Origin of the sequence: Kitasatospora sp. NPDC086009 (assembly GCF_044540385.1) — a bacterium.
Classification (GTDB): domain Bacteria; phylum Actinomycetota; class Actinomycetes; order Streptomycetales; family Streptomycetaceae; genus Kitasatospora.
In genome coordinates this window covers 974,609-1,000,771 of sequence record NZ_JBITSA010000001.1, presented here as the reverse complement: position 1 = coordinate 1,000,771, position 26,163 = coordinate 974,609, and the positions used below count along the sequence as shown (strand labels likewise).

Annotated in this window: 22 protein-coding genes, 1 pseudogene and 1 riboswitch; of the genes and pseudogenes, 14 read left to right on the top strand and 9 right to left on the bottom strand. The window is 74.3% G+C overall.

Annotation, left to right across the window (positions count from 1 at the left end):
• The first annotated feature begins 216 nt into the window (after nucleotides 1-216).
• Nucleotides 217-1,623 carry an MFS transporter gene (locus ACIF6L_RS04585; RefSeq protein WP_396486114.1) on the top strand — a complete coding sequence of 469 codons (1,407 nt, stop codon included), beginning with the start codon at nucleotides 217-219 and terminating at the stop codon, nucleotides 1,621-1,623.
• 128 nt (nucleotides 1,624-1,751) lie between these two features.
• Here the strand turns inward: ACIF6L_RS04585 and hisC are convergent, their stop codons facing one another.
• On the bottom strand, nucleotides 1,752-2,834 hold the full coding sequence (gene hisC, locus ACIF6L_RS04580) for a histidinol-phosphate transaminase (RefSeq protein ID WP_352295028.1): 1,083 nt from the start codon (nucleotides 2,832-2,834) through the stop codon (nucleotides 1,752-1,754).
• Between the two features lie 359 nt (nucleotides 2,835-3,193).
• Between hisC and ACIF6L_RS04575 the strand changes: the two genes are divergently transcribed.
• The 3 genes from ACIF6L_RS04575 to ACIF6L_RS04565 all read left to right on the top strand — a co-directional run bounded on the left by ACIF6L_RS04575 (nucleotide 3,194) and on the right by ACIF6L_RS04565 (nucleotide 7,010).
• A complete protein-coding gene (locus ACIF6L_RS04575) occupies nucleotides 3,194-4,351 on the top strand; it encodes a LacI family DNA-binding transcriptional regulator (protein WP_078879728.1) in 1,158 nt (385 codons plus the stop codon).
• Nucleotides 4,352-4,663: 312 nt separating this feature from the next.
• Nucleotides 4,664-5,869, top strand: a complete 1,206-nt coding sequence (locus tag ACIF6L_RS04570; RefSeq protein ID WP_329488875.1) for a metallophosphoesterase — start codon at nucleotides 4,664-4,666, stop codon at nucleotides 5,867-5,869.
• Between the two features lie 214 nt (nucleotides 5,870-6,083).
• A complete protein-coding gene (locus ACIF6L_RS04565) occupies nucleotides 6,084-7,010 on the top strand; it encodes a hypothetical protein (protein ID WP_396486113.1) in 927 nt (308 codons plus the stop codon).
• Nucleotides 7,011-7,079: 69 nt separating this feature from the next.
• On the opposite strand, the gene ACIF6L_RS04560 is transcribed toward ACIF6L_RS04565, so the two are convergent.
• A complete protein-coding gene (locus tag ACIF6L_RS04560) occupies nucleotides 7,080-8,057 on the bottom strand; it encodes a LysR family transcriptional regulator (RefSeq protein WP_396486112.1) in 978 nt (325 codons plus the stop codon).
• Between the two features lie 123 nt (nucleotides 8,058-8,180).
• Here ACIF6L_RS04560 and ACIF6L_RS04555 point away from each other — a divergent pair, with 123 nt between their 5' ends.
• Entirely contained in the window at nucleotides 8,181-8,573 is a 393-nt protein-coding gene (locus ACIF6L_RS04555; protein WP_352295022.1) for a VOC family protein, read from the top strand.
• Between the two features lie 114 nt (nucleotides 8,574-8,687).
• Here ACIF6L_RS04555 and ACIF6L_RS04550 read toward each other — a convergent pair whose 3' ends face one another.
• Complete coding sequence (locus ACIF6L_RS04550) at nucleotides 8,688-11,066, bottom strand: PKD domain-containing protein (RefSeq protein ID WP_396486111.1); 2,379 nt, start codon at nucleotides 11,064-11,066, stop codon at nucleotides 8,688-8,690.
• Nucleotides 11,067-11,244: 178 nt separating this feature from the next.
• A pseudogene (locus tag ACIF6L_RS04545) lies at nucleotides 11,245-11,517 on the bottom strand (phosphomethylpyrimidine synthase ThiC); the annotation flags it as partial.
• A gap of 149 nt (nucleotides 11,518-11,666) precedes the next feature.
• On the opposite strand from ACIF6L_RS04545, the gene ACIF6L_RS04540 reads away from it, so the two are divergent.
• Nucleotides 11,667-12,089 (top strand): CBS domain-containing protein, encoded by a 423-nt coding sequence (locus tag ACIF6L_RS04540; RefSeq protein ID WP_396486110.1) that lies wholly within the window; start codon nucleotides 11,667-11,669, stop codon nucleotides 12,087-12,089.
• Between the two features lie 87 nt (nucleotides 12,090-12,176).
• Here ACIF6L_RS04540 and ACIF6L_RS04535 read toward each other — a convergent pair whose 3' ends face one another.
• Nucleotides 12,177-12,596, bottom strand: a complete 420-nt coding sequence (locus ACIF6L_RS04535) for a hypothetical protein (protein WP_396486109.1) — start codon at nucleotides 12,594-12,596, stop codon at nucleotides 12,177-12,179.
• Between the two features lie 536 nt (nucleotides 12,597-13,132).
• Here ACIF6L_RS04535 and ACIF6L_RS04530 point away from each other — a divergent pair.
• On the top strand, nucleotides 13,133-14,884 hold the full coding sequence (locus ACIF6L_RS04530; protein ID WP_396486108.1) for an ice-binding family protein: 1,752 nt from the start codon (nucleotides 13,133-13,135) through the stop codon (nucleotides 14,882-14,884).
• A gap of 164 nt (nucleotides 14,885-15,048) precedes the next feature.
• Here the strand turns inward: ACIF6L_RS04530 and thiC are convergent, their stop codons facing one another.
• On the bottom strand, nucleotides 15,049-16,866 hold the full coding sequence (gene thiC, locus ACIF6L_RS04525) for a phosphomethylpyrimidine synthase ThiC (protein ID WP_396486107.1): 1,818 nt from the start codon (nucleotides 16,864-16,866) through the stop codon (nucleotides 15,049-15,051).
• Nucleotides 16,862-16,996: riboswitch (TPP riboswitch) on the bottom strand. Its footprint overlaps the gene before it by 5 nt.
• Before the next feature lie 155 nt (nucleotides 16,997-17,151).
• Between thiC and ACIF6L_RS04520 the strand changes: the two genes are divergently transcribed.
• The 7 genes from ACIF6L_RS04520 (at nucleotide 17,152) to ACIF6L_RS04490 (ending at nucleotide 24,568) form a co-directional block, all read left to right on the top strand.
• Nucleotides 17,152-17,358 carry a hypothetical protein gene (locus tag ACIF6L_RS04520; protein WP_329488866.1) on the top strand — a complete coding sequence of 69 codons (207 nt, stop codon included), beginning with the start codon at nucleotides 17,152-17,154 and terminating at the stop codon, nucleotides 17,356-17,358.
• A gap of 103 nt (nucleotides 17,359-17,461) precedes the next feature.
• Nucleotides 17,462-18,979 carry an SPFH domain-containing protein gene (locus ACIF6L_RS04515; RefSeq protein WP_359805816.1) on the top strand — a complete coding sequence of 506 codons (1,518 nt, stop codon included), beginning with the start codon at nucleotides 17,462-17,464 and terminating at the stop codon, nucleotides 18,977-18,979.
• Nucleotides 18,980-19,068: 89 nt separating this feature from the next.
• Nucleotides 19,069-20,082: a 3-oxoacyl-ACP synthase III family protein gene (locus ACIF6L_RS04510; protein ID WP_396486106.1), complete on the top strand. Its 1,014-nt coding sequence runs from the start codon at nucleotides 19,069-19,071 to the stop codon at nucleotides 20,080-20,082.
• Complete coding sequence (locus ACIF6L_RS04505; protein WP_359805822.1) at nucleotides 20,079-20,828, top strand: glycosyltransferase family 2 protein; 750 nt, start codon at nucleotides 20,079-20,081, stop codon at nucleotides 20,826-20,828. Before ACIF6L_RS04510 ends, ACIF6L_RS04505 begins: the two co-directional genes overlap by 4 nt.
• Nucleotides 20,829-20,943: 115 nt before the next feature.
• Entirely contained in the window at nucleotides 20,944-22,422 is a 1,479-nt protein-coding gene (locus tag ACIF6L_RS04500; RefSeq protein WP_396486105.1) for a class I adenylate-forming enzyme family protein, read from the top strand.
• Nucleotides 22,419-23,645, top strand: coding sequence for a cytochrome P450 (locus ACIF6L_RS04495; RefSeq protein ID WP_396486104.1), 1,227 nt, complete (start codon nucleotides 22,419-22,421; stop codon nucleotides 23,643-23,645). The genes ACIF6L_RS04500 and ACIF6L_RS04495 overlap by 4 nt, the downstream gene beginning before the upstream one ends.
• Nucleotides 23,636-24,568 carry an NAD-dependent epimerase/dehydratase family protein gene (locus tag ACIF6L_RS04490; RefSeq protein WP_396486103.1) on the top strand — a complete coding sequence of 311 codons (933 nt, stop codon included), beginning with the start codon at nucleotides 23,636-23,638 and terminating at the stop codon, nucleotides 24,566-24,568. Before ACIF6L_RS04495 ends, ACIF6L_RS04490 begins: the two co-directional genes overlap by 10 nt.
• Nucleotides 24,569-24,611: 43 nt before the next feature.
• Here the strand turns inward: ACIF6L_RS04490 and ACIF6L_RS04485 are convergent, their stop codons facing one another.
• From ACIF6L_RS04485 to ACIF6L_RS04475, 3 genes are all read right to left on the bottom strand, one after another.
• Nucleotides 24,612-24,812, bottom strand: a complete 201-nt coding sequence (locus ACIF6L_RS04485; protein ID WP_329488858.1) for a DUF5326 family protein — start codon at nucleotides 24,810-24,812, stop codon at nucleotides 24,612-24,614.
• 237 nt (nucleotides 24,813-25,049) lie between these two features.
• Complete coding sequence (gene tenA / locus ACIF6L_RS04480) at nucleotides 25,050-25,718, bottom strand: thiaminase II (protein ID WP_352295008.1); 669 nt, start codon at nucleotides 25,716-25,718, stop codon at nucleotides 25,050-25,052.
• Between the two features lie 37 nt (nucleotides 25,719-25,755).
• Nucleotides 25,756-26,073 (bottom strand): cupin domain-containing protein, encoded by a 318-nt coding sequence (locus tag ACIF6L_RS04475; protein ID WP_329488856.1) that lies wholly within the window; start codon nucleotides 26,071-26,073, stop codon nucleotides 25,756-25,758.
• Nucleotides 26,074-26,163: the final 90 nt, after the last annotated feature.

The window sequence follows — 26,163 nt, the reverse complement described above, 5'->3', positions numbered from 1 at the left end:
CGCCGAGGAGGGGGCCGACGACGGCCTCTCCGCCGACCGGGGCTGCTGCGCTGACGGTGTCTCGGGTGCGGTCATGCCTCCAGTGAACACCGCCGGGCGGCGCCGAGCCTGTCCCTGCCGGTGCCACCCTCCGCGGGGGTCTGGGTACCCCCGGCGCGGCCCAGCAGGCTGCTGCCGTACCCGGAACACCCCGTCGAGTCGAAAGGCAGCGGAGCGATGACCGCCACCCTGTCCGAAGCACCAGCCCTCCCCCGCACACCAGCCGGAATGACCGGCCGGCAGCGACTCGTCCTGGTCGTGCTGCTGGCCGCCCAGTTCATGCTGGCCGTGGACTTCTCGATCCTGAACGTCGCCCTGCCGGTGATCGGCCAGGGCCTCGGCTTCGGGCTCGGCAGCCTGCAGTGGATCGCCACCGCCTTCGCCCTGAGCGCGGCGGGCTTCACCCTGCTGTTCGGACGGGTCGCCGACCTCTTCGGGCGGCGCCGGGTGTTCCTGCTCGGTCTCGCCGTGCTCGGCGTCTCCTCGCTGGTCGGCGGGCTGGCCACCACCCCGGAGCTGCTGCTGGCCGCCCGGGTGGCGCAGGGCCTGGCCACCGCCGCCGTCACGCCGGCCGGGCTGGCGCTGCTCACCACCGCCTTCCCGGAGGGCCCGCTGCGCGAGCGGGCCCTGGGCCTGAACGGCGCGCTGATGTCGGCCGGCTTCACCTCGGGCGCGGTGCTCGGCGGGCTGCTCACCGACCTGCTGAGCTGGCGCTGGGCGTTCTTCGTCAACGTGCCGGTGGCCCTGGCCGTCCTGCTGGTGGCGCCCCGGCTGATCGCGGAGAGCCGGCCGGCCGGGAAGGTCCGGATGGACTTCCCGGGGGCGGTCACCGTCACCGGTGGCCTGCTCGCCCTGGTCCACGGACTGACGGCGGCCGGTGAGCACGGCTGGGGTGACCCGCTCGCGCTCGGCTCGCTGGGACTGGGCGCGGCGTTGCTGGTGGCGTTCTGGTTCGTCGAGCGGACCGCCGCCTCGCCCCTCGTGCCGGTCCGGGTGCTGCGGCGGCGCACGGTGGTCTGGGGCAACGCGGCCGGCCTGCTGGCCTTCGCCACCGAGACCTCGCTGGTCTTCCTGCTGACCCTCTACCTCCAGCGGGTGCTGGGCTTCTCCGCGCTGGCCACCGGCCTGGCCTTCGGGGTCCTGGGTGCCGGCACCGTGCTCGGCGGTGTGGTCGCGCCGCGGCTGATCGGGCGGCTCGGCAGCCGGGGCGCGCTGCTCGCGGGATTCCTGGTGCAGGCCGCCGCGACCGCCGCGCTGCTCCTGCTCGGCGCCGACCGGGCCTGGCTCGGCCTGCTGCTGGCGGCGACCTTCGTCGGCGGGGTCGGCAACATGCTGGCGATCGTCGGCTTCATGGTGACGGCCACCTCGGGCCTGCCGGACGAGGAGCAGGGGCTGGCCACGGGCGTCGCCACCATGACCCAGCAGGTCGGCATCACCCTGGGCACCCCGGTGATGAGCGCGGTCGCCACCGCGGCCGCCGCCGGGACCACCGTGCTGACCGGGGTCACCTGGGCGATCGCCGTGAACACCGCGCTGGTGCTGCTCGCCGCCCTCGCCTCGGCGCTCTTCCTGCGGCGGGGATGAGTGCCCGGACCACGGCGTCACCGGCTCGGGGCAGCACCCGGGCAGGACCGGGGCAGCGCCCGGACAGGACGACGCAGGGGCGCACCGCCGAGCGGTGCGCCCCTGGTGAAGCCGGTGTCCGTACGAGGTCAGCCGTCGATCGTCTTGCGGAACGCCTCGGCCACCGTGAGGAAGATCGAGTTGCCCTCGACCTCGCCGATCGAGATCCGGACGCCCTCCGGGAACGGGCGGACGATCACGCCGGCGTCGGCACAGGCCGCCGCGAACTCCTGGGAGCGCTCGCCGAGCGCCAGCCAGACGAAGTTGGCCTGCGAGTCCGGGATCTCCCAGCCCTGGGCGCGCAGCCCGGCGACCACCCGGGTGCGCTCCTCGACCAGTGCGTCGACCCGGACCATCAGGGCCTCCTCGGCGCGCAGCGAGGCGACGGCCGCGTTCTGCGCGAGCTGGGTGACGCCGAACGGCACCGCCGTCTTGCGCAGCGCGTTCGCCACCGGCTCGTGCGCGATCGCGAAGCCGACCCGCATGCCCGCCAGGCCGTACGCCTTGGAGAAGGTCCGCAGCACGCAGACGTTGGGGCGGTCGCGGTAGAGGTCGATGCCGTTGGGGACGTCGGCGTCGCGGATGAACTCGATGTACGCCTCGTCGACGACCACCAGGATGTCGGCGGGCACCGCGTCCAGGAAGCGCTCCAGCTCGGCGCGGTGGATCACGTTGCCGGTGGGGTTGTTCGGGTTGCAGACGAAGATCAGCCGGGTGCGGTCGGTGACCGCGGCCAGCATCGCGTCCAGGTCGTGGTCGCCGCCCGCGGTGAGCGCCACCGGGACGGGGGTCGCGCCGGCGACCTGGGTGATGATCGGGTAGGCCTCGAAGGAGCGCCAGGCGAAGATCACCTCGTCGCCCGGGCCGGCCGTGGCGAGGATCAGCGACTGGGCGACGCCGACCGAGCCGGTGCCGGTGGCGATGTGCTCGGCCGGGACGTCGAAGCGCCGGGCCAGCTCGGCGGTCAGCTCGGTGACCGCCATGTCCGGGTACCGGTTGAGCGAGCCGGCCGCCGCGACGGCCGCTTCGAGCACGCCGGGCAGCGGCTCGTACGGGTTCTCGTTGGAGGACAGCTTGTAGGCGTCGGCGCCGGCGGGCTTGCCGGGCTTGTAGGTGGGGATGCCGTCCAGGCTCGACCTCAGCCGAGGCCCCTGCGCTGCCGTTCCGCTCACGGTCCTTCTCCTTCTCTCTCCGTCGGGCCCACTGCGTCGGGCCCGCTGGTGCGTCAGCTCCCGCGCCGGACGGGATCGCCGCCGTGCCCCGGGATCTCGCAACGCACCGGACCACCCCGGTCGGGTGCCCTGAACGATACCGACCGCGGCTCACCCGTAGGAGTGAGATGCCCGGTCGGGTTACTGGTGCAGATCAGCCATTCTGCAGGGTTCCTTTGGCACATGTCAGAGGTAAGACGGCTGGTTTCGTGCGGGTATCGAAGGGGCGCACACGGGCTCACTCTTGGAGAAACGTATCTCCAAGGACCCCCGATGCGCCGGTCACAGACCCTTGTCAGGAGCCATACGATCGGTCCGCCATGACAGCAGCAGCCAACCAGAGCGGTCGGCGACCCACCACCTCGCGGCGTCTGGAGCGGGCCGGCATCCGGGATGTGGCAGCAGCCGCAGGAGTGTCGATCACCACCGTCTCCGACGCGCTCAACGGTAAGGGCCGCCTGCCCGACGAGACCAGAAGCCGGGTGCGCGAAGTCGCCGAGCGCCTCGGCTACCGCCCCTCGGCCGCCGCCCGAACCCTGCGCACCGGGCGCTCCGGCCTGATCGGACTGACCGTCACCACCTACGGCGAAGAGCCGTTCACCTTCACCGAGTTCGCCTACTTCGCCGAGATGGCCCGGGCCGCCACCAGCGCCGCGCTCGGCCGCGGCTACGCCCTGGTGGTGCTGCCCGCCTCCTCCCGGCACGACGTCTGGGGCAACATCGCCCTGGACGGCACCGTGGTGATCGACCCGCCCGACCAGGACCCCCTGGTCAGCGAGCTGTACCGGTCCGGCGTCCCGGTGGTCAGCGACGGCAAGCCGGGCAACTGCCCGGTCACCGCCTGGGTCGACAACGACCACGAGGCCGCCGTGCTCGGCATCCTCGACCACCTCTCCGAGGCCGGCGCCCGCCGGATCGGCCTGCTCACCGGCACCAGCACCGACACCTACACCCGGCTCTCCACCGAGGCCTACCTCGGCTGGTGCGCCAAGGTCGGCCAGGAGCCGGTCTACGAGACCTACCCGGCGCACGACCCGGCCGCGGGGGCCGTCGCCGCCGACCGGCTGCTGGCCCGCCCGGACCGGCCCGACGCCGTCTACGGGCTCTTCGACCCGAACGGCACCGACCTGCTCGCCGCCGCCCGGCGGTACGGCCTGCGGGTGCCGGACGACCTGCTGCTGGTCTGCTGCAGCGAGAGCGATGTGTACGCGACCACCGAGCCGCCGATCACCACGCTCTCGCTCAAGCCCCGGCGGATCGGGACGACGGTGGTCAACCTGCTCATCGACGCCATCGAGGGGGTGGACTCCGGGACGGGCGTCGACATCGCCCGGCTCTTCCCGCCCCGCTTCCGCACCGCCGGGACGGGGCCGCCGCCCGGCACGCTGATGCCCACCGAGCTGATCGTCCGCGCGTCCTCCCAACGGCGGAGTCCGCGCACCACCGTCAGCCCGCCGCGCCCGCCGGGTGAGGTGTAGGGGGCCGACGGGCGGTGCGCGGGTCGGCGCTGGCGGTCGGGCAGCCCGTCCGGGCCGGCCGCCCGGCCCGGTGCGTGGGCCGGTGCGTGGGCCGAGCACCGGTGCGGCGACCGGTCCCCGACTTCCAGCTCGGCATGACCCTGTCACGGACCGGCACGCATCGCCACGGACGGCCGCAGGTGATCATCTTGCGGTCTAGACCATACCTAGCCGGGACAAAACGGACCTGACGGACCGCCCGGCTGACGCTCCGGAGGATTGGATACCCACCAGGTGACGACGCCGGGAGAGTGGTCTTCCTATGATGGGCGAATGACACCCGAGGACCGCTTCCCCGGGCCTGAACACCCCGACTCAGGCCCCCGCCACCAGCCGGACCTCGACGTGCTGCCCTTCGGCACCTACTACGAACCCGAGCCGACCGGGTACGCCGAGGCGGCCTACGAGTCGGAGACCTACAGCGGCTACGGCGGCGCCCGCTACCTCGAACAGCACTGGCCGGCCGCCGGGCACCCGCAGAACACCGGTCACCCGCACGACGTCGGGCACCCGCACGCCGCGCAGACCGAGCACGGCGGGTACGAGCCGACCCTGCCGGACCGGCCCTCGCCCGCGCACCAGAACGACGACCCGCCGACCATCGAACTCGGGCCCCCGCTGCCCGAGCCCGGCCTGCCCTACCACCCGTACCCGGCGCCCGCCCCGAACGAGCCGCCCGGCCCGCTCTACGTGGTCGGCGACGTGCACGGCTACCTCGACGAGCTGCTCGCCGAACTGCGCCACCAGGGCCTGATCGACGCCGAGGGCCACTGGGCCGCCGGGCGCTCGCGGATCTGGTTCCTCGGTGACTTCACCGACCGCGGCCCCGACGGCATCGGCGTCATCGACCTGGTCATGCAGCTCGCCGCCGAGGCCGCCGCCGCGGGCGGCTACTGCCGGGCCCTGATGGGCAATCACGAACTGCTCTTCCTGGGCGCCGCCCGGTACGGCGACGAACCCGTCCAGTCCACCGCCGGTACGGCCTCCTTCCTGGCCGCCTGGCGGCTCAACGGCGGCCAGCAGCACGACCTGGACCGCCTGGAGACGCACCACATCAGCTGGCTCTCCCGGCTGCCCGCCATCGCGCTGGAGGAGGGCCACCTGCTGCTGCACTCCGACACCACCGCGTACCTGGAGTACGGCGACTCCATCGCCGAGGTCAACGACGCCGTCCACCACCTGCTCGCGGACGAGGGCGTCGACGAGTGGTGGGACTGCTTCCGCCGGTTCACCAAGCGCTTCGCGTTCCGCGGCGACGGCGGCCCGACGGCCGCCCACGAGCTGCTCGACACCTACGGCGGCGCGCGGATCGTGCACGGCCACAGCCCCATCCCGTACCTGACCGGCGCGGTGCACGCCGACGACGGCGCGCCGCCGCACATCCCGGGCCCGTACGTCTACGCCGACGAGCTCGCCGTCGCCATGGACGGCGGGGTCACCATGGAGGGGCGGCTGCTCGTCGCACGGCTGCCGATCTGACCTCCCGGCCGCCCCACCGACCCCAGGGCGAACACCCGTTCCCGGCGCCCGGGCCGTAGCGCACGCGCGGCCCGGGGCGCGAAATTCCGGAAACTTACTGTCTGCGCGGCCGTGACCACCCCTACCATCGAGGGCACACCACACCCGGCCGCCCGTGTGACGGCCCGTCTCCCTACCCGTCTCCGTGCACCGCGACGGAGCGAACGGGGTTGGCATGAACGGGGTCCCCATGAACAACGCCCCGCACCTGCTCGCCGAGGACCGCCCTGACTACGAGCGCCTCCTCGACGAAGCACTGCGTGACGGCACCGTCCTCACCGCCCTGCGCACGCCCGGCGCACTCACCACCGACCAGTTGCGCATCAAGGCCCTGCGCGCCGCCGACGGCGTCGCGGCCGCGGCGGCCACCGAGTACACGCACTACCTGCGGCTCCGCGACAGCCTGCGGGAGACACCACCGCCCGCCCGGAGCGGCGAGCCCAGCGCGCCCGGCCTGCTCACCCAGCTGCGCTCCGCCAACGGCGGCGCCGGGCTCTTCCCGGTGCTCACCGTGCTCACCCCGATCCTGGCCTGGGCCGCCGCACTCGTCCTGCTGCTGATCGGCTACACGCTGCGGGCCGCCGACCCCGAGCTGCGGCTGGCCCGCTCGCTGCTGACCGCCGGCTGGCTGGCGCTGGCGGCCGGCGTGGTCGCGATGGCGGTGGGCATCGTCGGGCTGATCCTCACCGCCCTGCGGGACGGCGCCGGCACCCCGACGCCCCCCGGCACCGACCCGGACCTCGCCGCCGAGCTCGCCGAGGCCCGGCGCGACTGGCAGCGCGCCCTGCGCGAGCGGGCGTTGCTGCCCTACCTGCACACCGCCCTGCGCGCCGACCCCACCACGGCGCCGGGCATACCGGGACCGGGCGCCGAACCCGACACCGCCCACCCCGACGCCACCCGCCCGGACACCGCCCGCCCGGACTTCAGCAGCCCCGGCTACAGCGGGCCGGGCTACAGCGGGCCTGGCTTCACCAGCCCCGGCGCCGAGGGGCTCACCGACCCGCAGGGCCGGGAGCCGCGCACGGCCTCCTTCAGCACCCCGGACTTCACCGGCCCCGGCTACACCGGGCCGGGCTTCACGGGGCCGGACGAGGTCTGACCCCGAGGGACGGGCGGGTGGGCCGGGGCGGGTGGGCCCGGGTGGGCCGCCGCCCGGACCCACCCGGCGTCAGTTCGCCGCGGCCGCACCCGGATCGGCCACCGAACCCGGATCTGCCCCCGCGACCGGACCTGCCGCCGCGACCGGATCGGCGCCGGGCTCCGGCCCCGCGCCGGCGTCCGTCGCGGCGCGGACGAACGCGCGGACCCGCTCGGTGGTGTTGCTCTCCAACCAGACCAGCCCGCGCTCGATCGGCGGCGCGTCGTGGATCGGCACGTAGGCGACGTCCGGGCGGGGGTAGTACCGCCGGGAGTGCTCGCCCACCGGCAGGACGCCCCGGCCCATCGCCACCAGCGAGAGCATCTCCGAGAAGGTGTTGCCGACCGGCCCCTTGGGCACCGGCCGGCCCGCCGGGGTGCGCTCCGGCGTCCGGTCCCGCTTGAACTCGACCGAGGTGACCGCCGGGTACTGCACCACCGGGTGCTCGGCGAGGACTTCGAGCGAGACCGACTCCGCCCCGGCCAACGGATGCCCGGCGGCCACCGCCAGGACCCGCCGCTCCTCCATCAGCGCCGGCCCGCGGGCCATCCCGTCGAACGGGAAGGCCGCGATGAGGAGGTCGACGGAGCCGTCCAGCAGGCTGGCCCGGGAGTTGAACAGCTGCACCTCCCGGACGTCCACCCGGCAGCCCGGGTGGCGCTCGGTGAACAGCCGCACCGCCCTGAGCAGCACCGGCGCGGTCCACTCGCCGAGGAAGGCGACCCGCAGCTCCCCGGTCACCCCGCGCCCGGCGTCGACGGCGCGGCGCACCGACGCCTCGATCCCGGCGGCCAGCGGCGCCAGGTCCCCGGCCAGCCGCTGCCCGATCGCGGTGAGCCGCACGGTCCGGCTGGTGCGCTCGAACAGCCGGGCGCCGATCCGCCGCTCCAGCTTCCCGATCACCTGGCTGATCCGGCCGGTGCTGACTCCCAGGCGCTCGGCGGTCCGCCCGAAGTGGAGCTCCTCGGCGAGGGTCAGCAGCGCCTCGATCTCGTGGCGCTCCCACACGGCCGGCTCCCATCGTTTACTTCCGGTGAACGATCCTGGACCGATCGAGCGTTGATCCCCCGCCCGGGGCGGTCCGATCATGGAAGCACGTCACCCCGCCCGCACCACCCCCGGGAGTCCCCAGTGAGCGCCGTCCGCGTCAAGGCCTTCGACCACCTCGTCCTCAACGTCCGGGACGTCGAGCGCTCGCTGGACTTCTACGCCGGCCTACTCGGTCTGGCCCCCGTCCGCGTCGACGAGTGGCGGGCCGGCAAGGTCTCGTTCCCCTCCGTGCGGGTCAGCCCGGAGACCATCATCGACCTGACCGCCCGCGAGCGCGGCGGGTCCAACGTCGACCACATCTGCCTCACCGTCGACCCCCTGGACTGGCAGGAGGTCATCGACTCCGGCGTCTTCACCGTCCTCGAAGGCCCCGTCCCCCGCTACGGCGCCCGCGGCAGCGCCACCTCGGTCTACGTGCAGGACCCGGACGGCAACACCGTCGAACTCCGCTGGTACCCCGAGGACGCTTCCTGAGCGCCGGACCCGGCCCACGAACAGGCCGAGGACACGCCGGTACAGGGGTCCGGCGTGCCCTCGGCCGACATCCGGCGGGGATGCCGGGGCCGATGGCGGCCCCGGCCGTACCGCCTACACGTTCGGGTGGACGAAGTCGATGTCGGACTGCCCGGTGTACGCGCGGCTGAGCAGGAAGCGGGCCTCGGACGGCCGGTACACGCCGTAGGTGGTGCGGCCGGTGCCGCTCCAGTCACCCACGATCGGCAGGTCGCCGGGCGCGCCGAAGCCGGCGGTGGAGACGCTGCCGTCGTCGTGCCGCAGCGCGAAGACACCGAGGCCCTTCAGGCCCTCGGCCGGCCGGTAGATCCCCAGCTGGGTGTGGCCGACGCCGTCCCAGTCGCCCACCACGGGCAGGTCGCCGGCGTCGCCGAAGACGGCGCTGCTGAAGCTGCCGTCGTCGTGCCGCACGATGAACGCCCCGGTGCTCGGACGGTAGACGGCCAGCTGCGCGTGCCCGTTGCCGTCCCAGCGGCCCGGCACCGGGACGTCCCCCGGGTCGCCCATCGGCACGGCGGTGACGCTGCCGTCCTGGTGTCGCAGGCCGAAGGTGCTCGAACCCGGCCGGTAGACGCCCGCCTGGTCGTGCCCGGTGCCGTCCCAGTCGCCCGCGACCGGAGTGTCACCGGCCTGGCCGAGGTAGATCCGCTCACCCTGGCCGGTCGGCGCGTTGGTGGTCAGCGGGGTCAGCGCGCCGTTCCGGTAGAACGCCACCCTGGCGGGCTGCCCGGTGGTCCAGCGGCCGGCGATCGGAGTGGCCACCGAGACCGGGTACGTGATCGAGGCCGAGCGGCCGTGGTCGTCCGTCACCGTGTGGGTGACGGTGTACGTGCCGGGCTTCGCGTAGTAGTGGCGCGCGGTGGTGGCGCTCCCCGCCACCGGCGCGGTGCCGTCACCGAAGTCGAAGCTCCGGGTGGCCACCGGCCACGGACTGACCGTCGCGGTGCCGTCGGCCAGCACCTCCTGGCCGCCCGTGTCGTAGGGCGACAGCGCGAGAGCGGGCCGGACCGGGCCGGGAGCGGCGACCGTGACCCGGGTGGACGTGGTCTTCGTCAGGCCCAGGCCGTCGGTCGCCGTCAGCGTGGCGGTGTAGGTCCCCGGGGCGTAGTCGTGCCGCGCCGGGAAGGTGACCGGGCCGACCGGTGCGCTGCCGTCGCCGAAGTCCAGCGTGGCGGTCGCGGGGGACCAGGGCGAATCGACCCGGCCGTTGATCACGGCGGTCAGCGGCTGCCCGGCCGGCGGGGTCGACGAGACGCTCAGCGACACGGCCAGCGGGTCCTGCGCCTCGACCGCGCCCCGGTCGTAGTAGCCGACACCCGTCCCGGTGTTGGCGACCACCGGGTTGTCGGCCCGCGGCCTGCCGCGCCCGTCGGTGGTCAGCGTGCCGGGTGCGGTCGCGTCGGCCGAGTCGACGGCGGGGGAGTCGGGCCGCAACAGGTCCTCACGGGAGGCGGACAGGTCGTGCGCGCCCTGGCCGGAGGCCTGCTGGAACTGCGCGACCGTGGCGTACGTCCGGCCCGCCCAGCTGTACGGCGTCCGCGTCAGCGTGGTGACGAGGTTGTAGTCCGCCGTGGTCCCCGCGGTCGAGCCGACGGACACCGAGAGGTCCTCGTGTCCGGTGGACGCGCAGCCGCCCCAGCTCGGATGGCCGTTCTCGTCCCCGTCCAGCACGTTGTTCTCGACCGTCGCGCCCGTGGACGCCCCGGCCAGCTCGACCAGCGGCCCGCAGGAGGCCTGGACGGTGTTGCCGGTGACCACCGCGTCCGGAGCGTCGGTGATCCGCACCCCGACGCCCGAGTTGGAGCTGAGGTAGTTGGTCGTCAGAACCGCGTGCCGCACTCCGGCGTCGACCTGGACGCCGCCCGCGTGCGAGGCGCTGATGTCGTTGCGGCTCAGTGTGACGTCGCTGCTCGCACCGGTGATCCGCGCGCTCGGGTACCCGGTGTCGACCGTGCTGTCCCAGCCGGAGCTGTAGACGACCAGGTCGTCGATGGTGACCCGGCTGGAGTCGGTGACCAGGACGGCCTCCCGACCGGAGCGCCCGAAGAGGTGCCGGACCACGACGTCGTGGACGCCGGTGAGGGCGACGACGCTGCTGAGGCCCCCGTACTCCCCGAGGACCGTCCCCCGGCCGGCCGGGTCCTCGGTGTAGGGCGTCCCGACGAAGCTGATCGGCGCCGTCGGCGTCCCGGAGCGGGTGAGCGCGATCGGCTCGTTGTAGTCACCGCCCGCGATGTGCACGGTCTGCCCCGGCCGGACGACGTCCGTCGCGGCGGCGATGGTGCAGAAGGGCGTGCCCTGACCCCCCGCGGCGGGCGCGGAGTCGGAGCAGGACGCGGACTTGTTGTCCACGTACAGGTCGGTGGCGTCGGCGCTCGCGGTGGCGACCGAGGTGATCGCCCCGGTGATCGACAGGACCAGAACGACTGCAGCCGGAATACGTGCTCTTCGCACGGTGGTTCCCCCATGATTCACGCGATGGCGCCAGAACGGCGGAGCACACATTCGTGTGATCAACATGCTGCTGTCAAATGCATTCCACCCCCGACGGCGAGCCCGGGCACCGCAATCCCGGCGCGGTCGATCGGACGTGGAAGCGCACCGGTCCGCGACTCCCCCCTTCGGGTCGCGGGAACTCGCGGACCGTCTCCGGGTCGAGGGCCAGGTTGAACTGGTCCTCCCAGCGGAACTCGAAGCGGGCGTCGGAGAGGGCGTCGTCCCAGGCCTGGACGCCGGGGTGGCCCTTGGCCAGGTCGGCGGCACGGACGGCGATCTTGTAGGTGATGACGCCGGTCTTCACGTCGTCCCGGTCGGGCAGGCCCAGGTTGAGTGGCGCCTCCGCCGGTGTGTGGTTCCCCGCGCGGCCGCGCCCCGCGGGTGCGAAGCGTCCTGGACCGTTTCCCGAGACTGCTCCGTACCGCCGGGCCGGGCCCGACCGGAGTAGCCTGGGCTTCATCCAGGGCATTCCGCATCCGGTCCCGTTCCGGCTTCGTTCTGGGTGCAGGACAGCACCGGGCGGCGCAGAACCGCCCGGAGGCGGGTCGGGTCGACGTCATGACCACCCAGTACGCACAGTCCGCGAGCCACGGCCTCACGGTGTCGGACGCGATGGAGCCCTACGAGTACCAGATCGCCGACGACATCACCGTCGACCGGGCCGACGAGATCTTCCGCGGCGCCCACGTCGCCTACCTGCTGGTCCGCGACCACAACGGCCGCTGCGAGGGGCTGGTGACGCGGGCCGGTCTCGCTTCGTTCCTGACCCGCTCCTGGTACGCCGAGCGGACCGCGCTGCGCGACACCGCGCACCAGCGGGGCCCGTTCGCCTGGCCCGGGATGGCCCTCGGCCTGGCGGCGCTGGCGATGAGGATCAAGTCCCTCGCGATCTGGCCGGTCATCGACGACGACGGCTACCTCCTCGGCATCCTCACCGCCGACCGCGTGGCCGGCCTGACGGCCCCCCAGCCCGTCGGCTGACCGTCCGGCCGGGTCAGCGCGGCGCGGTCACCCCGGGCGGGCGAACTCCCCTGCCCCCGCCCCGCCGACCTCCGGGGTGACGGCCGCTCAGAGCCCGAGGATCTCGCGGATGAGGCCGAGCTTGCGCTCCGGGGAGAGGCCCCGGGGGCGGTCGGCGAGCAGACCGTTCAGGACGGTGGGGACGTCGAACCCGTCGGGGGCCTGGATCGCGTCGATGACCTGGCACCGCAGACCGTCGTCCCGCAGAAACACCCACAGCTCGTGCTCCTTGCGCGGTTCGGCGTTCTCCCTCGGCGACAGCCGCCAGGCCGGGAACCAGCCGAGACCCTCCGCCGCGAGGCTCTCGGCCACTTCGTCCAGCACGTACTTGCCGAGTCTGCGGTATCCGAGTTCCTCGCGCAGCTCTCCGAGCGTGACTCGGAGCAGGCCGCCGACGAGACGGCAGCGTTCGGCCACGGTACCGGCGTCGCCCTCGGTCGCCGCGAGCAGCCCGCCCTGCCGATTCATTGGGTCGTTCATATGCAGGCCAACGACTCGATCCCCCGAGCGATACGTCATTTCACCACCATGGACGCGGCCAAGAGGAAAAACGGTACTGCTAAGGCGTGGAAGGCACTCAGGGGAGGATTACGACGGCATTCGGGTCCACCGGTCCCATGCGGGAACGACGTCGGACTCCGTGAGCGTAGCCGGATCCGGAGGAGCTGACCGGAGCTGAGGCCGAGGCTCCGTACGCGGCGTTGAGTACGTAGACAAACGACGCGCCGGGCAGAGGTGAATATACCCCGACCGCGCCATCGCTTCACCCTTTTGCATCTTTATTGTTCTTTCCTTCTCATGTTGTTGTTGCACGGTGTACTGAGTTGGTGACGGTGCATCACCATCCCTGGCGGACTGTCGCTCTGTGGCCCTCCCGGGGTGACGCCCGTGGCGCCCCGGCGCACGTACGAGGGCTTGTGGGCCGACCAGAACTCACCATCAGTGCTCCGAAACACCTCTTTCCGGGTGACGGAGCTCAACAACGACAAGAAGGGTCCCGTTCCATGGCAGTCGATGCCATTCCGCCCGCCCCACCCGACAGCGGGCGCCGACGCTCCCGCCTCACGGGGGCGCTCGTCCTGCTCTCCGGATTCACGTTGCTGGCGACAGCAGGTCTGGTCGCGAGCCCCGCGCACGCCGCCACGGCACCGGTGACGCTGGGGACCGACACCAGCTACGCGATCCTGGCCGCCTCAACCGTCACCAACACCGGCCCCAGCGTGATCAACGGAGACCTGGGCCTCAGCCCGGGCACCAGCGTGACGGGCTTTCCGCCCGGGATCGTGAACGGCGTCCAGCACGTCAACGACGCCCAGGCCGCACAGGCCCAGTCCGACCTGGTCATCGCCTACAACGACGCCGCGGGCCGAGCCCCCACCGCCAGCCTGACCTCTCCGGGCGACATCGGCGGACTGACGCTGACGCCCGGCGTCTACAAGGCCACGTCGTCGCTCAACCTCACCGGGACCGTCACCCTCGACGCCCTGGGCGACCCCAGTGCCGTCTTCATCTTCCAGATCGCCTCCACCCTGATCACGGCACCGTCGAGCGTCGTCAGCCTGGTCAACGGGGCGCAGCCCTGCAACGTGTTCTGGCAGGTGGGCAGCTCCGCCACCATCGACGTCAGCTCCTTCTTCAAGGGCAACATCCTCGCCATGACGTCCATCACCGTGAACCACGCCTCGGTGATCGAAGGCCGTGCCCTGGCCCGCACGGGGGCCGTCACGCTGGACGACAACACCATCACGCGGGCGGCCTGCACCGTCGGCCCGCCCGGACCGAGCGGGCCTGCTGGTCCGAGCGGGCCTGCCGGTCCGAGCGGGCCTGCCGGTCCGAGCGGACCCACCGGTCCGACTGGACCCGCCGGTCCGGCCGGCTCGCCCGGTGCGCCCGGCCCCGACGGCGCTCCCGGCGTACCCGGCGCCCCGGGTGCACCTGGTTCACCCGGCCCCAACGGCGCTCCCGGCGTACCCGGCGCCCCTGGTGCTCCGGGTGCCCCCGGCCCCAACGGCGCCCCAGGAGCCCCCGGTGCACCTGGTTCGCCCGGCCCCAACGGCGCTCCCGGCGTACCCGGCGCCCCTGGTGCTCCGGGTGCCCCCGGCCCCAACGGCGCCCCAGGAGCTCCCGGTGCGCCTGGTGCTCCGGGTGCCAACGGTTCACCCGGTGCCAACGGACTCCCCGGCGCGAACGGCTCACCCGGCGCGAACGGCTCGCCCGGCGCGAACGGCACGCCCGGAGCGAACGGCTCACCCGGCGCGAACGGCACGCCCGGCGCGAACGGCACGCCCGGAGCGAACGGCTCACCCGGAGCCAACGGCTCGCCCGGCGCGAACGGCTCACCCGGAGCCAACGGCTCACCCGGCGCACCCGGCTCGCCCGGCCCCGCAGGACCGGCAGGACCCGCAGGTCCGACAGGCCCGGCAGGCCCGGCAGGACCGGCGGGCCCCGCAGGGCCGTCCCAGTCTCCAAGCGGCCACGGCGGTCACGGCGGGCCGGGGCACGGCGACCAGGGTCACGGTGGTCATGAGCAAGGTCATCACGGGAACGACCACGGCCCTCACGGCAACGCACCGGGCGCTCCCGTGCAGGGCGGTCCCGTGCAGCACCCGGATGAGTCGGGGCCGGCACTCGCCGCCACCGGCTCGGGTGGATCGATCGGCCTCCTGGTCGGCTCGACGGCCGCCCTCACCCTGGGCGGTGCACTCGTCGTCCTGGTGAGGCGAAGCGGACGAGCCGCGGCCCGCCGACGGCACTGACCCCGACGAAACCCGGCAAACCCCGCGGATCTCGCGGCGACGGCGGACGACCCGGCCGGCGCCGATCGTGGCCCCCCGGGACGTCCGACGACATCCGACGACGTGAAAGCGCACCGGCCCGCGACTCCCCCCACGGGACGCGGGCCGGTGCAGTCGGTGGAGAGTCAGTCCGCGATCGGCAGGTAGACCCGGTTGCCGTGCTCGGCGAACTCCTCGGACTTGGCCCGCATGCCCGCCAGGGCCTCGGCGTCGTAGTCCGAGGCGACGGCGGAGGAGCCGTCGCCGTGCTCGGCGCGGATCTGCTGGGAGATCTTCATGGAGCAGAACTTCGGGCCGCACATCGAGCAGAAGTGGGCCGTCTTGGCGGGCTCGGCGGGGAGGGTCTCGTCGTGGAACTCGCGGGCCGTCTCCGGGTCGAGGGCCAGGTTGAACTGGTCCTCCCAGCGGAACTCGAAGCGGGCGTCGGAGAGGGCGTCGTCCCAGGCCTGGGCGCCCGGGTGGCCCTTGGCCAGGTCGGCGGCGTGGGCGGCGATCTTGTAGGTGATGACGCCGGTCTTCACGTCGTCCCGGTTGGGCAGGCCCAGGTGCTCCTTGGGGGTGACGTAGCAGAGCATCGCGGTGCCCCACCAGGCGATCATCGCGGCGCCGATGCCCGAGGTGATGTGGTCGTAACCGGGGGCGACGTCCGTGGTCAGCGGGCCGAGGGTGTAGAACGGCGCCTCGTCGCAGATCTCCTTCTGGAGATCCATGTTCTCCTTGATCTTGTTCATCGGGACGTGGCCCGGGCCCTCGATCATCACCTGGACGTCCCGCTCCCGGGCGATCCGGCCCAGCTCGCCCAGCGTCTGCAGCTCGGCGAACTGCGCCTCGTCGTTGGCGTCGGCGATCGAGCCGGGGCGCAGGCCGTCACCGAGCGAGAAGGTGACGTCGTAGCTCGCGAGGATCTCGCAGAGCTCCTCGAAGTTGGTGTAGAGGAAGTTCTCCCGGTGGTGGGCCAGGCACCAGGCCGCCATGATCGAGCCGCCGCGCGAGACGATGCCGGTCTTGCGACGGGCCGTCAGCGGTACGTACCGCAGCAGCACGCCGGCGTGCACGGTCATGTAGTCGACGCCCTGCTCGCACTGCTCGACGATGGTGTCCCGGTAGACGTCCCAGCTGAGCTCCTCGGCCCGGCCGTCGACCTTCTCCAGCGCCTGGTAGAGCGGCACCGTGCCGATCGGGACGGGGGAGTTGCGCAGGATCCACTCCCGGGTGGTGTGGATGTTGCGGCCGGTGGAGAGGTCCATGACGGTGTCGGCGCCCCAGCGGGTGGCCCAGGTCATCTTCTCCACCTCCTCCTCGATCGAGGAGGTGACGGCGGAGTTGCCGATGTTGGCGTTGATCTTCACCAGGAAGTTGGTGCCGATGATCGACGGCTCCACCTCGGGGTGGTTCACGTTGACCGGGATGACGGCGCGGCCGCGCGCCACCTCGGCGCGGACGTACTCCGGGTCCAGGCCCTCGCGCAGGGCCACGAACTCCATCTCCGGCGTCACCACGCCGCGCCGGGCGTAGGCGAGCTGGGTGACGGAGGCGCCGGACCGGCCGCGCAGCGGGCGGCGCGGGCGGCCGGGGAAGACGGCGTCCAGGTTGCGCAGGTTCCCGCCGCGCGGCGAGGTGTGCTTGATCCCGTCGTCCTCCGGGCGGGCCTCGCGGCCGTCGTACTCCTCGACGTCGCCACGCTGGCGGATCCAGGCGTCCCGCAGCGGCGGCAGGCCGCGCCGCACGTCGGCCTCGTAGGCGGGGTCGGTGTACGAGCCGGAGGTGTCGTAGAGCGGGACGGTCCGGCCGTTGGTCAGGACGACCTCGCGGTACGGGACCCGCAGGTCGGGGCGGGACCCCTGGCGGTAGGCCTTGCGCCAGGCCGGGGTCGGGTAGCCGGTGGCCGCGCTTCCGGCGGCCTGGTTCCGGGCAGACTGCGGCTGTGCGTCGAACGTGGTCATCAGACCCTCTACTCCCTACGCCGGCATTACCCGGTCAGGTTCCTGCGGTCGACGCAGCGGTCGGCACGTCCAGCGACGTTCCGGTCAGCGCCCTCTCAGCCCGGTGCTCCGAGCTCCCGTGTCCGCAGGCGGTGTTGCCTGCGCATGACGTCCAACACCGTAGCGAGCGGATCGCCGCTGGTCCAGAGGGGGTCCCCGGGCGGCGACCCGGACCACGGGGCGCCGCGGCGCTCCGGGGCGGGCAGACTGGCAGTCACGCGGGGCGGGCGGCGAAGGAGGAGCGCAGTGATCGGGAGCACGGGGCGGGTCAGCGGAGCGGTGGGCGCGGGACTGGTCGGCGAGGTGATGGTGCACGTCCCGGAGCGCCGGGGCACGGAGGCGTTCCTCGCCTATCTCGCCGTGCCGGGTGACCGGCTGTCGGTCGGGACGCCCGTGGTGGTGATCGAGTACCACCCGCCCCGGACCGTCTACGTGGCACCGATCCTGCCGTGACAGGGTTGTGACGGACGGTCATGTGCGATCCCTTCTCCTCCGGTTGTCCCGGGCGGACAATCCGAGTCGGCGCATCTCATGCGCCGAAAGGGGGAGTTGAACCATGGTGTTCGTCATCATCGGGACCGCCGCCGGGGTACTGCTGGTGGGTGTCACGCTCTTCAAGCTCATGTGGCGGGTGGCCGAGCCCAACGAGGCCCTGATCATCTCCGGCTCCCGGCACCGGACCGAGGGGGTCGGGGACGGCCTGGGCTTCCGGATCGTCACCGGGCGGGGGACGTTCGTCACGCCGGGGCTGCAGGGCGTCCGCCGGCTCTCGCTGGACCTCAACGAGGCCGAGCTGGACGTCGAATGCGTCACCACGCAGGGCATCCCGGTCCGGGTCAAGGGCGTGGTGATCTTCAAGATCGGCGACGACGACGTCTCCATCGCCAATGCCGCCCGGCGATTCCTGGACCAGCAGAAGCTGATCAGCCAGCGGGTCCACAACGTCTTCGCCGGCCACCTGCGCTCGATCGTCGGCGGGCTCACCGTCGAGGACATGATCCGGGACCGCGAGCGGCTCACCGGGGAGACCAGGGCCGCCTCCGGGCTGGAGATGGAGAAGCTCGGGCTGATCATCGACACCCTGCAGATCCAGGAGATCATCGACCCGACCGGCTACATCAAGAACCTCGCCATCCCGCACGCCGCCGCCGTCCAGCGGGACGCCCGGATCGCCCAGGCCGCGGCCGACCGGATGGCCACCGAGGCGGAGCAGGAGGCCGCCGCCCGCAAGGCCGAGGCGACCCGCAACAGCGCCATCCAGCAGTCCGCCTACCAGGCCGAACGGGACACCGCCAATGCCCGCGCCCAGCAGGCCGGGCCGCTCGCCGAGGCCGCCTCCCGGCAGGAGGTCGTCGTCCAGGAGACGAAGGTCGCCGAACTGGAGTCGCGCCGCAAGGAGCAGCAGCTGCAGATCGAGGTCCGCAAGCCGGCCGACGCCAAGGCGTACGAGACCCGCACCCGGGCGGACGCCGACCGCGACGCGCGGATCTCGGCGGCGCAGGCCCAGGCCCAGGAGACCGAGCTGAAGGCGGCCGCCGAGGCCGGCCAGGTCAGGATCGCGGCCCAGGCCGCGGCGGACGCCACCAGGCTTCGCGCCCTGGCCGAGGCCGAGGCGACGAGGGCCACCGGGCAGGCCGAGGCCGCGGCCACCGAGGCCCGCGGGCTGGCGGACGCGGAGGCCGCCAAGGCGATCGGGCTCGCCAAGGCCGCCGGCATCCAGGCCCGGGCCGCCGCCCTCGCCGAGAACCAGGACGCCGTGGTGGCACAGGAGTTGGCGGAGAAGTGGCCGGACATCGTGCTGGCCGCCGCGCAGTCCTTCGGCAACGTCGAGCACATGGTGCTGCTCAACGGCGCCGACGGGGTGGGCGAGCTGTTCGCCAAGGCGCTCACCATGGGCGGGACCGGCCTCGGCCTGGCCCGCCAACTGCTCACCACCCTGCACGGGCCGGGGCAGCCCGGCCCGGCGCCGGACACCGCGGCGCCGGGCGGAGCCGCCGCACCGGCGGTGGCCGGGACGGCCGCGGGCGGCGCGGCCGTCGTGGTGCCCGTCCAGCAGATCCCGGTCGAGGAGTGACGGCTCCCGGCCCGGTCGAGTAGCCGCCCGCGCCCACCTGAGTACCCGTACTCAGGTGGGCGCGGCGGCGCCGGCCGGAGCATGGGGGCATGCACCCTCCAGCCACCGCGCGGATCGGCATCACCGCCGTCGGAGCCCACCTCCCCGCCCACCGCCTGACCTCCCAGCAGCTCCAGGACGAGGTCACCGCCGGCGGTCGGCTCCGGCTGCCGGAGCGGATGTTCGAGAAGGCGACCGGGATCGTCACCCGGCACTTCGCGGCCGAGGGCGAGTACGCCTCCACGCTGGCGGTCGGCGCCGCCCGGCGCGCCCTGGCGGCCCGCGGACTGGACCCGCTCGACCTCGACCTGCTGCTGTACGCCTCCGCCACCCGGGACGTCTGCGAGCCCGCCACCGCCCACCTCGTCCAGGCCGAACTCGGTTCCCGGGCCCACGCGCTGGACGTCAGCAACGCCTGCAACAGCTTCCTCAACGGCATCGACCTGGCCCGCGCGATGATCCTGGCGGGCCGCGCCCGGCGCGCCCTGGTGGTCACCGGCGAGACGCCGAGCCGGGCGATGCGCCGCGATCCGGCCGGTCAGGAGGACTTCCGGGACGGCTTCGCCGGGTACACCTTCGGCGACGCCGGCGCGGCCGTGGTCGTCGAGGCGGTCGAGCGCGGCGGCATCCTGGACATCGAGACCGAGACGGCCTCCGAGCACTGGGCGGCCGGCGGCATCCCCGGCGGTGGGTCGCGCCACCCGCGCGGCGACGAGTACAGCTACTTCCGGGGCGGCGGAAAGGAGTTGCGCGGGGTCTTCGAGCAGATCGGCGGCGCCATCCTGACCAGGGTCGCGGCCCGTACCGGCCTCGGCTGGGACGACTACGCGCGGGTGCTGGTGCACCAGGTGACCGTCCCCTACCTGGAGCGCTTCGTCGAGCTCACCGGCGTGCCCGCGGAGAAGCTGGTCCTCACCGTGCCGGAGCTGGGCAATGTCGCCAGCGCCGCCCTGGGCATCCAACTCGAACGAATAACCCCGGAGTTGAACCCGGGGGACAAGGTGCTGCTGATCGGCCTCGGTGGCGGCGTCAGCCTGATGACGATGGTCTGGGAGGCGTCATGAGCACCGGGACGGACCTCTGGGTGGTCGTGCCGGCCTACCAGGAGGAGGCCAGGATCGAGCACACCCTGGCCGCCCTGGCCGCGCAGCGCGACCGCGCGTTCACCCTGCTGGTCGCCGACAACGGCTCCAGCGACGCCACCGTGGCGAAGGTCCGGGCCTTCGCCGCCCGGGCGCCGTTCCCGGTCGAGGTGCTGGTCGAGCCGGAGAAGGGCGTCGGCTCGGCGATCGACACCGGCTTCCGGTACGCCATCGCGCACGGCGCCACCCTGTTGGCCCGCACCGATGCCGACTGCCTGCCCGAACCCGGCTGGACGGCGGCCGCCCGGGCCGGGATGCGCGCCTGCGGCGGGCTGGTCTGCGGCCGGGTGACCGCCCGCCGGGACGAGCACGGGCCGGCCGGGCGCGCGGTGTTCCTGGTGCTGGTCGCGCTCGGCGCCCTCTTCGGCCGGATCCGGCCCGCGCACCGCCGCCGGCACGGCTACCTCACGCCCTACCGGATGCATGCCGGCAACAACATGGCGATCACCGCGGAGCTGTACCGGGCCGTCGGCGGGATGCCGCGCCGGCCGTCGCCCACCGACCGGATGTTCATCAACCGGGTGCGCCGCCACACCACCGCGATCGTCCACCGCCGCGACATGGTGGTGCAGAACTCCACCCGGCGGATCCGCGCCTACGGCGTGGTCGGCACCGCCCGCTGGTACCTGGAGCGCGGCGCCGGCCGGCGCTCGGTCGACGTCCGCTGAACCGGCCGCACGCCCGGGGAACCGCGCACCCGCTGACCGCGCACCCCGGAACCGGGCGCCCGGAGAACCGAGCGCCCGGAGAACCGACCACCGCAACCCCGTCGAGGAGGGCCCCGTGCTCGACCGGCTCGCCCACGCCCTGCGCACCGTCCACCCCGACCGGCCCGCCGTCCTGGGCCGCGGCCGCACCGGCGGTACCAGGGTCCTGATCCGCCGCGGCGAACTCGCCGACCTGGCCGACCGCTACGCCGCCGCCCTGCACGCCTGCGGCCTCGGCCCCGGCGCCACCCTCGGCGTCGCCGTCCGCCCCGGCCCCCGGGCGCTCGCCGTCCTGCTCGCCGCCCACCGGCTCGGCCTGCGCGCCGCCGTCCTCGACCCGACCGCCGGGCCGGACGTGCTGGCCGCCCGGCTCGCCCTGGCCCGGCCGGACCTCGTGCTCGCCGACGCCGCCGCCCAGGCGGTGGCGGGCTGGGCCGGACCGCTGGCCCGCCGCGCCGACCTCGCACTGCCCCGGCTGTCGGCGCTCGGCCCGGTCGCCACCCTGGGCCGCCGGCTGCCCGGCTGCGCCCCCCGGCTCGCGGTCACCGGCGGCGCCGCGCCCGTGCCCCGCGACGGCGGCGCGGACACCGACGCGGTGATCGTCTTCACCTCCGGCACCACCGCCCGCCCGCGCGCCGTCGTGCACACCCGCGAGGGCCTGGCGGCCGGTCTGCGCACCGTCACCGACCTGGTCGACCCCCGCCCGGGCAGCACCGTGCTCGGCGGCACCTTCTTCGTCCTGGTGCCCGCGCTGGCGGCCGGCGCCGCCGTCGCCCTGCCGGCCCGGCGCCCGCGGGCGCTGGCCGGCCAACTCGCCCGGCTGGCACCGGCCCAGACCTACCTCACCCCGCCCGCCCTGCGCGCCGCGCTCGGCGCCGGGGCCCGCTTCCACGGCCGGGTCTGGACCGGCTCCGCGCCCGCCGACGCCGCCCTGCTGCGCCGGGTCAAGCAGGCCGGCGCCGACCAGGCCTGGGGCGTGTACGCACTCACCGAGCTGTTCCCGGCCGCCGCCGTCGAAGAGACCGGGAAGAGCGCCCACACCGGGCCCGGGGACCTGGTCGGCGCACCGCTGCCCGGGGTGCGCACCGGCCTCACCCCGGAGGGCGAGCTCCTGCTCACCGGCCCGGGCGCCCGGCACCGCTACCTCGGCGAGGAACCCGACCCCTGGGTCCGCACCGGCGACCGGGCCACCCTCGCCCCGGACGGCCGGATCGTGCTCGCCGGGCGGCTGAAGGACATGGTGCTGCGCCGGGCCGAGAACATCTACCCGGGCCTGTACGAGCCCGCGCTGCACCTGCCGGACGTCGAACTCGCCGTCCTGGTCGGGGTCCCGGCCGCCGGCGCGCCGGGCGACGAACGGCTGGTGGCCCTCGTCCAGCCACGTCCCGGCGCCGATCCGCGGCGGCTGCGCGCCGCCCTGAGGGGCCCGCTCGACCGGATGGGCGGCGCCCGGCCGGACGCCGTGCTGTTCGGGGAGGTCCCGCTGGCCGGGCGCTCCCGCAAGCCCGACCGGGCGGCGGCCGCCGCCCACTGCGCCCGGGAGCTGTCCGCATGACCACCGACCGCGGCACCGGCCGCGCACCCGCCCCCGCGCCCGCCCGCGCACCCACCCCGACGCCCGGCCCCACGCCCACCCACGCACCCGCCGCCCACGCACCCGCCGCCGACCGGGCCGCGCGCCGCCGCGACCGCCGGGTCTACCTGCGCAGCCACCCCGTGCTGTTCGCGCTGCTCTGCCTCACCCGCCGCCGCCCGGTCGTCCGGCTCGGCCGAACCGTCCTGGTCCACGGCACCGAGGCCTACCGCGAGGCGCTCACCCGCGTCCCGCTCGACCGCACCGCGGCCGGTACCACCGGCGGGGCCGCCGCCCGACTCAGCGGCGGGGGGCTGCTGTTCGACCAGGAGGGCGCCCGGCACCGCGCCGCGCGACGGGCGGTGGCGGCCGACCTCGGCACCGGAGCACTCGACCGGATCCGCCCGCACTGGCAGGCCGTGCTCGCCGAACGCGTCCCCGAACTGGCCACCGGGCCACTCGAACTCGTCACCCTGGCAGAGGAGTTGGCCGGAGTGACGGCGGCCGCGCTGACCGGCTCCGGCGCCGACCCGCGCACCCTCGCCCAGGCCTGCGCCGCCGCCGCCGCGGCCACCGCCCGGGACCACCTGCCCGGCCCTCGGCTGCCCGGCCGCCGGAGGGCCGGAGCCACCGCCGCCGCCAGGGCGGCCGACCTCACCGCGCTGCTCCCGGACCCGCTCGACGCGATGCTCACCGTCGCCGCCGTCACCACCTCCGTCGCCGCCCTGCCCCGGGCCGCCGCCTGGTGCGCCGACGCCGGCCTCTGGACCGGGGTGGACGCCGGGACGGCCCCCGGCCTGGCCGCCGAACTCCTCCGGCTGACCGCGCCCTCGCCACTGCTCCCCCGGGTCACCGCCGCCGACGCCACGCTGGCCGGCTGCCCCGTCCGGGCCGGCGACCGCCTGGTCCTGGTCGCCCGGCACGCCGCCGGGGCCCACCGGACCGGACCGGCCCCCGGCCCGGCCGCCACCCAGGCCGTCTTCGGCGCCGGCCCGCACGCCTGCCCGGGCGCCGGCCTCGCCCGGGCCCTGCTCACGGACGTGCTGCTCGCGCTGGCCCCGCACCGCCCGGTGGTCGTCCGGGCCCGGGTCGACCGGCGGTCCGCGCTCCCGGGCTACGCGGAGCTCACCGTCCGGCGCGCACCGGAGCCCGGGGCGGCCCGTCCCACGACACCCGAGCGGCCTGAGGAGTCCCGATGCGGATAGCCGTCACCGGCGCCGGCGGCTTCTGCGGCTCGCACGTCGCCCTCGCCGCCGCCGCGCTGGGCCTCGACGTGCTCTGCTACGGCCGGTCCCCCGGCCCGGTCGGCCGCCACGTCCACTGGGACGCCACCACCGGCGACCCCGACCTGACCGGCGCCGACCTGGTGGTGCACTGCGCCGCGGCCGTCGCCGACCTCCCCCGGGGCTCCGCCGGCGAGGCCGGGCAGTACGCCGTGAACGTCACCGGTACCGCACGGCTGCTGCGCGCCGCCGCCGGCCGTCCGGTGGTCCAGGTGAGCAGCGCCAGCGTCTACGACCCCCGGATCGGCCGCTCCTGGATCATGGAGCACCACCCCACCGAGGGCGGCCACCTCAACGCCTACGGGCGCACCAAGGCGGCCGCCGAACGGCTCGCGCTGGAGGCGGGCGCCGTCGTCCTTCGCCCACGCGCCGTCTACGGGCCGGGCGATCCGCACCTCGCGCCCCAACTGCTGGCACGGGTGCGGCACGGACTGCTGCTGCTCCCCGGCGGCGACGTCCGGATCAGCCTGACCGCCGTGCAGAACCTCGCCGACGCCTGCCTGGCCGCCCTGGGCCTGACCGGCGGCCGCGCCTGGACGCCCGGCGCGTACAACATCGCCGACGACCGGCACTACCGGCGCGACGACGCCGTCCGCCGGGTGCTCGCCGCGCACGGCGTGCGGGCCCGGATCGGCCACGTGCCGGCGCCGCTCGCCCGGCTGGCCGCCCGGACCGGCCGCGTCCCCGGGCTGACCCCGTACGCGGTCGACCAGCTCGCCACCGGCGTCACCCTCGACCTCGGCCGGTCCCGGACCCAGCACTGGCGGCCGCTCTGGGACCTCGACACCGTCCTGCTGCTCGACCGGGCCACCGCCGCCGCCCGGGGCGCGTCCGCCGACGACTGACGCCCGCACCCCCGAGGGGGTACGGGCGTCCGGGACCGGCGGCTCAGCTCCTGGCGGCCTTCTTCACCAGGATCACCACGGCGGCCGCGATGCCCACCACCACCAGCAGCTTGATGACCAGGCTCAGCAGCGCGCCCACCACGCCGAAGACGAATCCGATGATGTTCCAGGCCAGGATCAGCACCAGCACCGGAACGACGATGTTGCGCACCCACGAGGGCAGCGACTTCCAGAACTCAGCCATGTCCGTTCCTTCTCTCCCCTCGGGCCGGCTGCCGTCCGGTGCCGCATCCCGCTTGCTTCGATACTTCGATCGTACGGTGACGCACGGGTCGGAACGAGGGCCGATGGCCCGGAGAGAACCCGGAGATCACCCCTACTCCGGCCCCCGGGGAGACCCGGGGGAGGACGCCCGAAAGGGCACCCGGGAAGGCCCCGGGAAGGCTCGGGGGAACGGCCCGGACGCCGGCCCCGTAGGGTGTCAGACCGGCCAGGTCTCGCCGCGCCAGGCGGCGTCCCAGAACATCCACTCGTACCGCGAGGTGGTGGTGAAGTGCTCCACCACCCGGCGGCGTTCGGCCGGGGAGATCTCCTCGCCGAGCCGGTCGGCCAGCGCGAGGACGCGGCGCACCACGGACTGGAAGGCCTCGTCGCCGTAGGTGGCGATCCACTTGGCGTAGAGCGGGTCGGGGGAGCCCTCGGCCAGCAGCCGGTCGCCGACCCGGGCGTAGATCCAGTAGCAGGGCAGCACGGCGCCGACCGCCTCCGCGAAGGAGCCGCCGTACACCGTGGCCAGCAGGTAGCTGGTGTAGGCCCGGGTGGTGGGCAGCACCGGCTCGGCGGCGGCCTGTTCGGCGTCGGCGCCGAAGGCCGTCATGAACTCCGCGTGCATGCCCTGCTCGGCCGCCAGCGCGCCGACCGCGTCGTCCGCGAAGGCCCGCACGTCCTCCTCGCCGGGCGCCTTGGCGGCGCAGACGGCAAGCGCGCGGGCGTAGTCGCGCAGGTAGTGCGAGTCCTGGACGACGAAGTGGCGGAACGCCTCGCGCGGCAGGGTGCCGTCGGTGAGGCCGCCGATGAAGGGGTGGTCGAGGATCTCGGCGTAGATCGGCTCGATCGCCGCCCAGAGTTCTTCCGTCAGGCTCAGGCTCATGCCCCGACCCTAGCCGGACCGCCGCGGGCCCCGGCCGTCAGTCCTCCGGCGGGGAGAACACCACCAGGACCCGCAACTCCTCGGTGACGTGGTGGAACCGGTGCGGCACTCCCGCCGGGACGTAGACCACGGTGCCGCGGGCCACCGTGGTGGTCTCGTTCCCGACGGTCAACTCGGCCCGGCCGCTGACCACCTGGTAGATCTCGTCCTGGGCGTGCGCGGTCTGCGGGTCGGTGGCGCCGGGGGAGAGCGCGTAGAGCCCGGCGGACATCCGCGGCTCGCGCAGGAAGCGCAGATAGGCACCGTCGTTGGCGGCGCGCTCGGCGTCGAGTTCGTCCAGCCGGAACAGCTTCATCGGGGGTGCCCCCTCCTCGTCCTTGGCCCGGGTCCAGGGGGCATTCAACACCAAACATGCCGGTCGGGCGCTTCCCCCGCCCCGACCGGC

Bases quoted from the DNA above. Each gene is read 5' to 3' on its own strand.
- ACIF6L_RS04490 (WP_396486103.1), top strand. From the start codon at position 23,636: ATGCGGATAGCCGTCACCGGCGCCGGCGGCTTCTGCGGCTCGCACGTC.
- ACIF6L_RS04485 (WP_329488858.1), bottom strand. From the start codon at position 24,812: ATGGCTGAGTTCTGGAAGTCGCTGCCCTCGTGGGTGCGCAACATCGTC.
- ACIF6L_RS04495 (WP_396486104.1), top strand. From the start codon at position 22,419: ATGACCACCGACCGCGGCACCGGCCGCGCACCCGCCCCCGCGCCCGCC.
- thiC (WP_396486107.1), bottom strand. From the start codon at position 16,866: ATGACCACGTTCGACGCACAGCCGCAGTCTGCCCGGAACCAGGCCGCC.
- ACIF6L_RS04535 (WP_396486109.1), bottom strand. From the start codon at position 12,596: ATGAATCGGCAGGGCGGGCTGCTCGCGGCGACCGAGGGCGACGCCGGT.
- ACIF6L_RS04540 (WP_396486110.1), top strand. From the start codon at position 11,667: ATGACCACCCAGTACGCACAGTCCGCGAGCCACGGCCTCACGGTGTCG.
- ACIF6L_RS04570 (WP_329488875.1), top strand. From the start codon at position 4,664: ATGACACCCGAGGACCGCTTCCCCGGGCCTGAACACCCCGACTCAGGC.
- tenA (WP_352295008.1), bottom strand. From the start codon at position 25,718: ATGAGCCTGAGCCTGACGGAAGAACTCTGGGCGGCGATCGAGCCGATC.
- ACIF6L_RS04575 (WP_078879728.1), top strand. From the start codon at position 3,194: ATGACAGCAGCAGCCAACCAGAGCGGTCGGCGACCCACCACCTCGCGG.
- ACIF6L_RS04505 (WP_359805822.1), top strand. From the start codon at position 20,079: ATGAGCACCGGGACGGACCTCTGGGTGGTCGTGCCGGCCTACCAGGAG.
- ACIF6L_RS04585 (WP_396486114.1), top strand. From the start codon at position 217: ATGACCGCCACCCTGTCCGAAGCACCAGCCCTCCCCCGCACACCAGCC.
- ACIF6L_RS04515 (WP_359805816.1), top strand. From the start codon at position 17,462: ATGGTGTTCGTCATCATCGGGACCGCCGCCGGGGTACTGCTGGTGGGT.
- ACIF6L_RS04530 (WP_396486108.1), top strand. From the start codon at position 13,133: ATGGCAGTCGATGCCATTCCGCCCGCCCCACCCGACAGCGGGCGCCGA.
- ACIF6L_RS04565 (WP_396486113.1), top strand. From the start codon at position 6,084: ATGAACGGGGTCCCCATGAACAACGCCCCGCACCTGCTCGCCGAGGAC.
- ACIF6L_RS04510 (WP_396486106.1), top strand. From the start codon at position 19,069: ATGCACCCTCCAGCCACCGCGCGGATCGGCATCACCGCCGTCGGAGCC.
- ACIF6L_RS04475 (WP_329488856.1), bottom strand. From the start codon at position 26,073: ATGAAGCTGTTCCGGCTGGACGAACTCGACGCCGAGCGCGCCGCCAAC.